Annotated in this window: 8 protein-coding genes; 4 read left to right on the top strand and 4 right to left on the bottom strand. The window is 56.6% G+C overall.

The genetic code is table 11. The annotated features are described in order from the left end of the window. Positions 1-22: 22 nt before the first annotated feature. Genes VJ369_RS14240 through ileS form a run of 3 tightly spaced genes read right to left on the bottom strand, consistent with a single transcriptional unit; the run spans position 23 to position 5048 of the window. Positions 23-457 (bottom strand): DUF4233 domain-containing protein, encoded by a 435-nt coding sequence (locus tag VJ369_RS14240; RefSeq protein ID WP_096254647.1) that lies wholly within the window; start codon positions 455-457, stop codon positions 23-25. Further along, positions 457-1812, bottom strand: coding sequence for a bifunctional folylpolyglutamate synthase/dihydrofolate synthase (locus tag VJ369_RS14245; protein WP_324092729.1), 1356 nt, complete (start codon positions 1810-1812; stop codon positions 457-459). Before VJ369_RS14245 ends, VJ369_RS14240 begins: the two co-directional genes overlap by 1 nt. Next, on the bottom strand, positions 1809-5048 hold the full coding sequence (ileS, locus tag VJ369_RS14250; protein WP_324092730.1) for an isoleucine--tRNA ligase: 3240 nt from the start codon (positions 5046-5048) through the stop codon (positions 1809-1811). Before ileS ends, VJ369_RS14245 begins: the two co-directional genes overlap by 4 nt. Before the next feature lie 568 nt (positions 5049-5616). On the opposite strand from ileS, the gene VJ369_RS14255 reads away from it, so the two are divergent. Together VJ369_RS14255 and VJ369_RS14260 are read left to right on the top strand one after the other, a co-directional pair. Then, on the top strand, positions 5617-6396 hold the full coding sequence (locus VJ369_RS14255; RefSeq protein WP_324092731.1) for a hypothetical protein: 780 nt from the start codon (positions 5617-5619) through the stop codon (positions 6394-6396). A 51-nt stretch (positions 6397-6447) separates the two neighbouring features. Continuing rightward, positions 6448-7776: a UvrD-helicase domain-containing protein gene (locus tag VJ369_RS14260; RefSeq protein WP_324092732.1), complete on the top strand. Its 1329-nt coding sequence runs from the start codon at positions 6448-6450 to the stop codon at positions 7774-7776. A gap of 70 nt (positions 7777-7846) precedes the next feature. Here VJ369_RS14260 and VJ369_RS14265 read toward each other — a convergent pair whose 3' ends face one another. Continuing rightward, on the bottom strand, positions 7847-9049 hold the full coding sequence (locus tag VJ369_RS14265) for a glycerophosphodiester phosphodiesterase family protein (RefSeq protein WP_324092733.1): 1203 nt from the start codon (positions 9047-9049) through the stop codon (positions 7847-7849). 209 nt (positions 9050-9258) lie between these two features. Between VJ369_RS14265 and VJ369_RS14270 the strand changes: the two genes are divergently transcribed. Further along, entirely contained in the window at positions 9259-10533 is a 1275-nt protein-coding gene (locus tag VJ369_RS14270; RefSeq protein ID WP_324092734.1) for a sensor histidine kinase, read from the top strand. Continuing rightward, a complete protein-coding gene (locus VJ369_RS14275; protein WP_324092735.1) occupies positions 10530-11147 on the top strand; it encodes a response regulator transcription factor in 618 nt (205 codons plus the stop codon). Before VJ369_RS14270 ends, VJ369_RS14275 begins: the two co-directional genes overlap by 4 nt. The last annotated feature ends 39 nt before the right edge of the window (positions 11148-11186 follow it).

Consider the following 11186-nt stretch of genomic DNA (forward strand, 5'->3'; position numbering starts at 1 on the left):
CGTTCCTAGATACTTTGGTTTATTATGATTCTACGTTTGGGTGGGCGCGGTCCCACTCAGCTTGTGCAGCGGCTCGGCGTTTGTCTTCCACGTCCATTTCGCCACCCTTCTTCAGCGCGTACCACCAGCACAGGCCAAAGAAGACCGACAGGTAGAACATGTCTACCAAGATGAACCCGGTCAGGAAGAACAGCACTTGAAGGATCCAGCCAATTAAGTAACCGGCAGGCTTACGCAAAAGCGCACAGGTGACGATGCACAGTACTGCCATTGCAGCACCCAGACTAAGCACTACCGCAGGTTCGGCGCGCTTGAGACCAAAGGCTGCCAAAGTGACAAAGATGGCGAGAAACGCCTCACAGGTCAATACCGTGGAAGCGAACATCACCTTGGTGGAACGGGGCTTCTTTTTCATCCCCGGACGCCATTCGCGCTGCGCCTTAGTTAACTTGGCCATTAGGAGCTCTGCCCTCCCTTGAGAAGTAGTGAGATTTCGCCCACCAGTGTAATCGAACCGGTGACAAGTACGCCGCCGGCAAGGTCATCTCCGGATTCAGCGCGTCCCACACACCACTCCACCGCGTCTTCAAGATTTTCGGTGACGTGGAGGTCTTCCTCTGGCCATCCAGCTTCGATAGCCATGGTGGACAGTTCGCCTGCCGGAATTGCGCGTGGTGAGGAGGACTGAGTCAAGCAAAGGTCATCCACCAGATCGCCGTACTCTTCACGCATGGTGTAAAGCATTGCTTCGGCGTCCTTTTCCTGCAGGATACCGACCATAAGCACGAGGCGGGAGAAGCCGAAGGACTCTTTGATTGCTTCCGCGCTGGCTTTTATGCCATCGGGGTTGTGCCCGGCATCAACTAAGATGCTCGGCGCACTGCGCACCAGCTCGAGTCGGCCCGGGCTGGTGGTGGCGGCAAAACCATCGCGGACGAGTTCCACGTTCAGTTCGCGTTCGCCACCTCCGAGGAAAGCTTCAACGGCAGCCAGTGCAACGACAGCGTTCTGTGCTTGGTGTGCGCCATAGAGCGGGAGGTAAATCTCGTCGTAACGACCCGCCTGCCCCTCGATGGACAATACCTGTCCGCCAACGCCCATGGTGCGGTCAATGAGTTTGAAGTCTCTGGTTTCAAAAGCCATGGGAACTTCCAGTTCACGCACCTTGGAAACCAATACCTCGGCCGCGTCTTCTGGTTGCCGGGCGGAGACCAGGTAGCCGCCTGGCTTAAGAATTCCAACCTTTTCTTCGGCGATCAGCTCGGTGGTATCCCCCAGCAGATCCGTATGATCCAAAGAAATCGGGGTGAACACGGACACTTGGGCATCTGCCACATTCGTCGCGTCGGTAATTCCACCAAGGCCTACCTCCAGCACAACAACTTCCACCGGTACCTCGGCGAAAATCGCGAAGGCAAGGATGGTTACCGCTTCAAAGTAGGTCAGCCGATTCTCTGAACGTTCGGCAAGTTCCGCGTCGACTAGGTCAAGAAAAGGGGCAATCTCATCCCAGACGCGCACGAACGTCTCGTCATCAACTGGTTCCCCGTCAATGCTGATTCGTTCGGTAATCTTGAGTAGATGTGGCGAGGAGTAGCGTCCGGTACGGATATCGTGGGCCTGCAGTAGCGACTCGATCATCCGTGCGGTGGAGGTTTTTCCGTTGGTGCCGGTGATGTGTATAACCGGCGCAGCTTTTTGCGGCTCCCCTAAGATTTCCATGGCACGGAACATGGGGTCCATGCGTGGTTCGATCTTGTTTTCTGGCGCGCGAGCCAGTAACTGGGCGTAGACGCGCTCTAGATCACTCATACGGTGCGCTCCACTTCAATTTTCGTTTCAACCTGTGACTCGTCGACGACCAGCTCCAAGATGGCGGTCAAGGTTTCGCTGCTGATCAGTTCGCGGTTGCTTTCCAACGCTTCAACGGTCTGCGCGGTAGCGGTGATAACCGTACGGATACGATCCGAAACCTGCAGGTCTGCCTCTTTACGAGCCGACTGGATGGCGCGAACCATATCGCGGGCTGTACCTTCGGCGGCAAGCTCCGCAGTGACCTCGGTATCCAAGACCAGGAACCCTCCGTCGATGACTGCTGCCGCAATTTCTGCCGCCTCATCAACTACGGTGTCCAAGGTGTATTCACCCTCGGCCAGTTCAAGGCCACCGGCGGTAACCACGCCAGCGGTCACCGACCAGTCACCGGACTTTGCGCCCTTGATGGCCTGCTGAACATTCTTGCCCAAGCGCGGACCAGCCGCGCGAGCATTGACCACCAGCTGCTGACTGATGCCGTAACTTGCGGTGTCCACTCCGGCAGCATCGATCAGGGTCACTGATTTCAGGTTCAGCTCGTCCTTGATGATCGAAGCGTAGGTGCCTTCCAGACGCGCTGCGTCGGTGAGAACTACCTTCAGCTCTGCCAGTGGCAAGCGGACACGCAGGTTTTTAGCCTTACGCAGCGAGGAGCCTACCGAGCAGATCTTTCGGGTGGTGTCCATGGTTTCCAGCAAGACCATATCGGCTGGGAAATCGTTGGCATCTGGCCAGTCGGTCAGGTGCACCGAGCGTTCCCCGGTCAGCCCACGGAAAATTTCTTCGCTGGCAAGTGGCAACAGCGATGCCGAAACCTTCGCTAAGGTTTCCAACGCGGTATACAGCGTGTCAAAGGCCTGGGTATCTTCGTCGAAGAAACGCTGGCGCGAGCGGCGCACGTACCAGTTAGTGAGCGTGTCCATGTAGTGTCGAACCGCTTCGGTAGCATCGGACACTTCATAGGTGTCCAGTGCTTCGGTGACCTCGCGAACGAGTTCTCCGGTGGCCGCGAGCATGTACTGATCCAGTGGGTCAGTAGAGCTGGTTGAACGCTTAGCTTCGTAGCCGGCTCCGTTATTCGCGGAGTTGGTGTACAGGTTGAAGAAGTGCCAGACATTCCACAGCGGCAGCAAGACCTGACGCACGCCATCGCGGATGCCCTGCTCGGTCACCACCAGGTTGCCACCGCGCAGAATTGGTGAGGCCATCAAGAACCAACGCATCGCGTCGGAACCGTCGCGGTCCAAAACTTCGTTGACGTTCGGGTAGTTCTGCAATGACTTGGACATCTTCTGCCCATCGGATCCGAGCACAATGCCATGGGAAATGACATTGGTGTAGGCCGGGCGGTCAAATAGTGCGGTGGACAGCACGTGCATGGTGTAGAACCAGCCACGGGTCTGGCCAATGTACTCCACGATGAAATCTGCCGGGTGGTGACCTGAGTCGAACCACTGGCCGTTTTCAAACGGGTAGTGGACCTGTGCGTAAGGCATGGATCCTGAGTCAAACCAGACGTCAAGCACGTCCTCAACGCGTGAGAGAGTGCCGCTTTCGGCACAACCCTCGTGAGCCTTGGTCAGCTCATCGATGAATGGGCGGTGCAGATCTGGCTGTCCCTCATGATTCAGCGGCAGGCGTCCGAAGAAGTTCTTGATCTCTTCAAGCGAGCCAAAGACCTCGCGGTGAGCACACTCGACACCCGAGCATTCCCAGACTGGGATTGGCGAACCCCAGTAGCGGTTGCGTGAGATGGACCAGTCGCGGGCGTTTTCCAGCCACTTACCGAACTGGCCATGCTTCACGTTGCCTGGGATCCAGTTGATCTGCTCGTTGAGCTCGACCATCCGGTCCTTGATCTTGGTGACTTCCACGTACCATGAGGAGATGGCGCGGTAGATCAGTGGTGTACGGCAGCGCCAGCAGTGTGGGTAGGAGTGTTCGTAGGAGGCCTGCTTGACCAAGCGGGCGTCATCCTTCAAAACGTTCGTGATGGTTTTGTTGGCGTCGAAAACCTGCACGCCGGCGATGTCGTTCAGTGGCCCGCCAGCAAACAGCGGAAGGAACTTTGCACCCTCGTCTATCGAGAGCACTACCGGGATGCCATGTGCTTCACAGACCTGCTGGTCATCTTCGCCGTATGCCGGGGCCTGGTGCACGATACCGGTACCGTCGCCTACGGTGACGTAGTCAGCGGTGACAATCTGCCAAGCGTTTTCAGTACCGTATTTTTCAGTATCGGTAAAGGTGTCCCACAGTGGTTCGTAGCGAACCCCAGCAAGCTCAGAGCCTTGGAAGGTCGCACTGATGGCAGCGGCGGCTTCCTTCGCGTCGTTGTAGCCAAGATCCTTCGCATAGGAGCCGAGCAGATCCTTGGCCAGCAGGAACGGCCCGGCGGCAGCGGAAGCCTTGACGCCGGCCTCCCCTGCAGGCACAACTACATATTCGATCTTTGGGTGCACGGCCAGGGCCGCGTTAGTTGGCAGAGTCCAAGGGGTGGTCGTCCAGGCCAAGGCCTGAACACCGGCAAGGTTCTTGGATACTTCAGTTTCTCCGGCAAGAATCGTGAAACCGACGGTGACCGTCTGATCCTGGCGGTTCTTGTAAACGTCGTCGTCCATGCGCAACTCGTGGTTGGACAGAGGGGTTTCGTCTTTCCAGCAGTAAGGCAGGACGCGGAAGCCCTGGTAGGTCAGGCCCTTGTCCGAAAGCTGCTTGAAAGCCCAGATGACCGATTCCATGAACTCAACGTTCAGGGTCTTGTAGTCATTTTCGAAGTCAACCCAGCGGGCTTGGCGGTTGACGTATTGCTTCCACTCATCGGCGTATTTCATCACCGACGTGCGGCAAGCATCATTGAACTTGTCGATACCCATCGACTCGATCTGCTGCTTGTCGGTCATGCCCAGCTGCTTCATGGCTTCCAGCTCGGCTGGCAAACCGTGGGTATCCCAACCGAAACGGCGCTCTACACGCTTGCCACGCTGGGTCTGGTAGCGGGCTACCAGGTCCTTGACATAGCCGGTGAGCAGGTGGCCGTAGTGTGGCAGGCCGTTAGCGAAAGGAGGGCCATCGTAGAAGACGAATTCTTCACCCTCACGCTGGTCGATGGAGGCCTGAAAGGTGCCGTCGTTCTTCCAGTATTCGAGGACTCGCTTCTCAATTTCTGGGAAACGCGGTGAGGCCGGGGTTGAACCGGTCGGGTCGGTAGTGACCTTTGGGTAGAAGCTCATCAAAATGGCCATCCTTCAAGCGTAGGGTCAAAAAAACTTGCCTACGAGGACGACACTTGGCCGCGGTACCACCCCGCTTATTCCCCACCGTGATGCTCTCGCATAAAGGTGAAAAACCGCTTCTCATCAGCTATGACGGGCTGGTCCCGCTTGGTTCTACTGGATCAAATGCAAAGCTGCATCCTGATTCTTCTTCCAAGGACTCCCCGGTGATATCCGGATCAAAGCCGTGTACCTACCAGTCTAGCGCGTATTGACCGCGCTGAAAACTCAATCCAGCCTGATGAAAGCCGGATCACTTCCGCGGAATTTACGCGGGCTATAGACTGCACGTTTCAGCACTGTTCTACGACGCGAAAATCGACGCCGTGCACCAAATCCTGGTGGCCGAAAATGAGCAAATCTCACCTCATCCGGTTTCTGCTCAGCGTAGTTTGAAGGACGAATTATTAGTTCCTTCATTTTCAGAATATAGCCTGCAGGGGCCCTTGCCGCAAGGCCCCCTACGGGGCTCACAATGGGTTTTTCCCTCTTGTTTACCCGCAGACACAGACCGGAGCTACAGCGCATGAGTACCGATCCCTTGCCCAGCTACTTCCAGCTATCAGACTCTTTGGAGGACCCACAGTTTTACGCGGAAATTCGAGAGGACCAGGAACATCTTTGCCGCATTGCCCAACGATTCTCCACACAACGCCGCGACGTCACTGAGCGCTTAACTAGACGTGGTCAGGACCGGGCGGGGATCTTGCAGCAGTCTCTGGAACGGGACGTGGAATTAAATCAATTAGCCCGTCGCCTGCACGCGCTGGATCGGATGGGACCAGATGCCTGCTTGGGCTTCATGGTCAATGCCACCACCGGGGCACGCACCTACGTAGGCAGAGTAGGACTCGCTGATGAAAACTCTGCCCAGCTGCTGGTCTATTGGCGGGCACCGGCCGCCGAACCGTTTTTCGCTGCTACGCACGCATTTCCGCTGAATCTGAGTAGTCGTCGCCGCTACCGTTGGCGGCAGGGGAAAGTTGTCGATTTTTGGGATGAAGTTTTTGACCTGACACAACTGGCCGCAAGCCCGTCTTTGGACGAACATTCTTCATTCTTGGCTTCGCTCGGAGCCAATCGTGTGGGAAAAATGCAGGACGTGCTCTCAACCATCCAGGCGGACCAAGACGCCATCATCCGCAGTTCGGCCAAGGGTGCTTTAGTGGTTGATGGCGGTCCCGGAACGGGGAAAACAGTAGTTGCTTTACACCGCGCTGCCTATCTGCTGCACGCCGACGCCCAGCTGCCCAGTGGCCGCGGACGGGTTTTGGTACTCGGCCCGCATGAGGCCTACACCGCCTAAGTCTCGGACATTCTGCCCAACCTAGGCGAGGAAGAAGTACTGATCACCACCGTGCAAAATTTGGTTCCTAAAGTCCACGGTTCGGATTTTGAAGAGTCCTGCGCTGTAGCGAAGCTGAAATCCTCTGGGCGGATGCTAGAAGTCTTGCAACGTGCCGTGACGGTATTTCAGCAACCCCCGGCTCAAGATTTAGTGATTGAGACTAGCTGGGCTGATGTGAGGGTGACGGTACAGCAGTGGGTGGATGCGGCGGCATCGGTGGAGCCAGGAACCAACCACAACGAATCCAGATCCCAGATTCGTGAGGCACTTGAGGAGATCTTGATTGATCAGCTGCCCAAGGACTGTGCCCCTGCAGCACAGATCCATGCGGAGTTAGCCCGCAATACACAGTTAGCGCTAGCGTTCGAGGAGCACTGGCCCATACTAGATCCACAAAAACTGCTGGGTGCCTTGTATTCCATTCCGATGTTGCTGCGCTTCAGTGCACCGTGGTTCGCTAACTCAGAGCTAGAGAGCTTGCGGCGCGAACAACAAAGCGCTTTCACCATCGAGGACGGTCCGTTGCTGGATGCGGCCCGGTATCTGGTCGGTGAGCCCGATGTTGAAATAGCCAAACACCACCGCGAGAGCCTGCTTGTCTCAGAGCGTGAAATGATGCTTCGAGTCATCGGCGATCTGGTCGCCGCAGCAGATGACTCGGAAGACTTGTCATCACAGCTACGCAATGAGGATCTCCAAGAAAAACTCGTCCAACAGCGCACGGAGGTCGAATCGTCCGCCAAGGCTCTCGCCGGTCCTTTTGCGCATGTTGTTATAGATGAAGCGCAAGATCTCACTGATGCCCAATGGGCCATGGTGTTACGGCGTTGCCCGTCTGGAAGTCTGACCATTGTCGGAGACAGAGCCCAGGCCGCCAGCGGATTCACAGAGTCCTGGGAGGAACGGTTGGTTAGGGCCGGAATTTCCCAATGCCGGGTATCCGCGCTCGGGGTGAATTATCGCACCACGCAGCAGATCATGGATGCTGCCGCCACAGTCATACGCCAAGAATTACCGGATGCCAACGTCCCGCGGTCAATTCGTACGGACGGTGCCCCAGTCATTTATGCCAAGCCCAACCAGCAGACCGACCTATTGGAGCAGTGGCTGAGCGAAAATCCTCTGGGCGTTGGCGTGGTCATTGGCGACCCGTCATTTGCCCCGACGAAGAGGATCCGCTCGCTCAGTCCGGCACAGTCAAAAGGCCTTGAATTCGATCTGGTGGTTCTGAACCGGCCAGAAAGATTCGGCGAGTCGATCGCCGGAGCGGTGCACAGGTATGTGGCGATGACACGCGCTACCGCACTGCTCGTGGTGCTTTCCGACGAGCCGCGTTAGCCGGCAGAACGTGTTCACCGGGCAATGGAGTACCACCCCCATTGCCCGGCGAACGCTCCCTCACCTGGGACTAGTTGGCGAAAGTATCGGCCAGCTTATCTTTTGCCGTCCACAATGCCACCGAATCTCCACCGTTGTTCAGCACACTAGCCGTGCCTCCGTTGTAGTACGCCTGCGCAGAGTTAGTCCCCGGGCCGGTGTAGACCCGCAGCTCTTGGCCTGGCTGCAGCACATACCCCTCACCGATGGACAGCACGTTATTGCCGGCATCCCGAATCAGGTATCCCGATACGTCAATCGTGCGCTTCGACTGGTTAGCCAGCACCACATGTTCACCGGTTTCGGCTTGAACGTCATTGCCCGGGACATCGTTGACCGAGTCCTCGATCACCACACCATTGTTCGAGGGGAAAACTTTCTGGCCCTTCAGGTGACGGTGAATCTGTTCGGGGAAATCTCCGGTCAAACGCTCCACGCCCATGTCCAAAGAAGCCTGAGCGGCCTGCACAGAATTGACGGTGTAGACCCCGAGACCCAGCCCGGCCTCTTTCACACGCTCTGCACGGGCCACGTCAAGGGTGCGGTAGCTAGTACCGAATGAATCTGCGTAGCTGGCAATTTCAGCCAATTCCGAAGCGCTTGGCACGGAACCAAGCAGTTGTTGCAACGGTACCTCCGGAGCGAGCGCGGCGAATCGTTTGTTCGAGGCTGCGTCAAAGCTGAGAACCTCAATTTTTCCTCCCGCCTCTAATGCACTCCATTGCGGATCGGTTTTCAGATAATCGGCCACTACCTGTTCTACCCCCGGGGACTTCGCCGGGGATTTGATCTCAATGAACACTCCGGTTTTGCCGGTCAGGGCATCGGCCACGTCGTCGAAGTGCGGGATCTTTTCGCCAGCGAATTGATCTGAGAAATACGAACCAACATCCAGGCGCTGAAGCTCATCCCAGGTGAAGGAGGTAATCGGGTCATTCTCACGGCCCGGGAAAACTTCGGCCACATTGCTGGTGCGCGCGGGAGTATCGTCATGGAAAATAAACGGCACGCCGTCTGCAGAGAGCTGAATGTCTATCTCCACAAATCCTGCTCCCGAGCGGCTTCCTGCTTCAATGGCCGCAATCGTGTTCTCCGGTGCGACACCCGCCGCGCCACGATGACCTATCAAGATAGTCTCACCATTGTGTTTTGGAGTCTCTGCCAACACCGGGGTTACTGCGGTTGCCGCTAAACAGGCGGTCAACGCGCCAACTGCTAGGGAACGAATTTTCATTTCTACAATGTCCTTTGGCTTGAGAATGCTTCGCGGCTTACCCTTCCCGATGGAAACAACCCAATATCAAACACAAGATGAAGCAGGGCTAAAGTCTTGTTCAGTCCCCCGCCACGTCAGCAACCGTGCATACGCAACTTCATTGGGACAAATGCTTTCGATAGAGTCAGAGTCATGAGTTTTAGACCATGGGTGGACAAGTCGTGAACATGCCCAGAGAAGCGGCCGTATCGGTTTCCGGCACGGCGGAGTTTTCGCCGAAAGTCGCACAACAACGAGCTCTCTCTGTGAGTGCCCTGCGCTGGGGGCAACACCTAATCACGGCGGTTCTGCTCCTTGTCGCGCTACTTCGTGCAGCATCGACCACAGCATCCAGTCTCTGGTTAGCCATCGCCGCGGCAGGACTTTTTGCCTTGTGGTACCTCTTCGGATTCGTCGTTCTCCGTTCCAAAGGAAGTACCCGGCTACCGGGATATTGGCTCGCCGTGCTCGTCGCAATCTGGGCCCTAGGAATGAGCGCCTCACCAGAATTCATGTGGGTTGCCTTTAGTCTCTGGCTACTCATCGGCCACCAATTAGCCTTAGGACTTTCCGTTGTCTGGTCCGCCGCCGTATATGTGCTCACCGTTGTGGCCCCTTTCCTGCACAATGGCGCAACCACGGTCTCAGGAGTAGTTGGCCCGCTGGTTGGCGGCACCTTCGCGTGGGGAATCTCCCGCGGCTATTTACAGCTCGAACACGATATTGCCGAACGCAACGAGCTTGTCTCCTCACTCTTACGCGCACATCAGGAAATGGCTGATCTTCAAGAGGAACTGGCACGCTCCCAGCATGAAGCCGGTGCACTCGCCGAACGTACCCGAGTGGCCAGAGAAATCCATGACACCATCGCCCAACAGCTCTCCTCCATTGGGCTCCATGCCAAAGCCGCCCTCCACACGCAGCAAACTGGCCAAGCAACCAACGCGTTAGAAAGAATCGAAGAGCTCTCCGGGCAAGGACTGTCCGACCTCCGCAGAATCATTGCCGCGTTGTCCCCGAGCGAATTAGATTCCCAAGCGCTCGCCGGAGCACTTCGGCGTATGCTCGAAGAGTTTGAAAGAGATTGCGCGGTCGCCAGCGAACTACGGGTGGATGCCGACCTTCCTGTATTAGACCCCGGAATTCAGGTGGCCCTACTACGCACAGCCCAGTCGGCGCTTGCCAACGTGCGTCGTCACGCGAAAGCCACACGGACGGTAGTCTCCTTGGCAGATACCGGTGATGCCATCAGATTAGATATCGTTGATGACGGCATTGGATTCAGCCTTCGAGAATGGCAATCCAACGTGGGAAAAAACTTAGAATCCGGTGGATTCGGTTTACCCGCCATGCGCCAACGCTTACGCGAACTAGGCGGCGGACTTGACATTGAAAGTACGCTGGGCGAAGGTACCGCTTTGTCGGCCTATGTCCCATTAAAGAACCCTGAGGCCGGAAATTGATTAACCTTATGCTGGTTGACGACCACCCTATCGTGCGCACCGGACTGCGTGCACTTTTTGAAAACTATGAGGACATTTCCGTACTCAGCGAAGCGGGCAGCGGCGAAGAAGCAGTTAAGTCAGCCTCCCAAATCCCGGTAGACGTGGTCTTGTGCGACCTCCGGCTGGGAGTTGGGATGAATGGTGTGGCTACTACCGCGGCACTTCGTGCTTTACCCAATCCGCCCCAAGTACTCATTTTGACCACCTTTGATAAGGATGCCGAGATCCTACAGTGCATCGAGGCGGGAGCCGCGGGGTACTTACTCAAGGACGTCGCCTCACAAACGATCATCGATTCGGTCCGCCAGGCGGCTGCGGGGCACACGGTGCTGGCCCCAGAAATGGCCCAACGAGTAGTGGCTGGGTTGCGCAAACCAAAAATTGCATTGACCAGCCGAGAATCCGAAGTATTAAAACACTTAGCCACGGGGCTAAGTAACCGCGAAATTGCGCGGACACTCTTCGTCTCCGAAGCGACCGTGAAGACTCACTTGGTGCATATTTTTGACAAGCTGCAAGCTCCTACACGAACCGCCGCCGTACAGGCTGCCCGCAACCATGGACTAATTTAGCAGCCCGCTTCTGGTGGGCGTATCAACCGAACGGTTGAG

It is taken from the genome of Glutamicibacter sp. (assembly GCF_035257265.1).
In the GTDB taxonomy this organism is placed as follows: Bacteria; Actinomycetota; Actinomycetes; order Actinomycetales; family Micrococcaceae; genus Glutamicibacter.

Coding starts and splice junctions, on each gene's coding strand:
- VJ369_RS14240 (WP_096254647.1), bottom strand. CDS start 457: ATGGCCAAGTTAACTAAGGCGCAGCGCGAATGGCGTCCGGGGATGAAA.
- VJ369_RS14245 (WP_324092729.1), bottom strand. CDS start 1,812: ATGAGTGATCTAGAGCGCGTCTACGCCCAGTTACTGGCTCGCGCGCCA.
- ileS (WP_324092730.1), bottom strand. CDS start 5,048: ATGAGCTTCTACCCAAAGGTCACTACCGACCCGACCGGTTCAACCCCG.
- VJ369_RS14255 (WP_324092731.1), top strand. CDS start 5,617: ATGAGTACCGATCCCTTGCCCAGCTACTTCCAGCTATCAGACTCTTTG.
- VJ369_RS14265 (WP_324092733.1), bottom strand. CDS start 9,049: ATGAAAATTCGTTCCCTAGCAGTTGGCGCGTTGACCGCCTGTTTAGCG.
- VJ369_RS14270 (WP_324092734.1), top strand. CDS start 9,259: ATGCCCAGAGAAGCGGCCGTATCGGTTTCCGGCACGGCGGAGTTTTCG.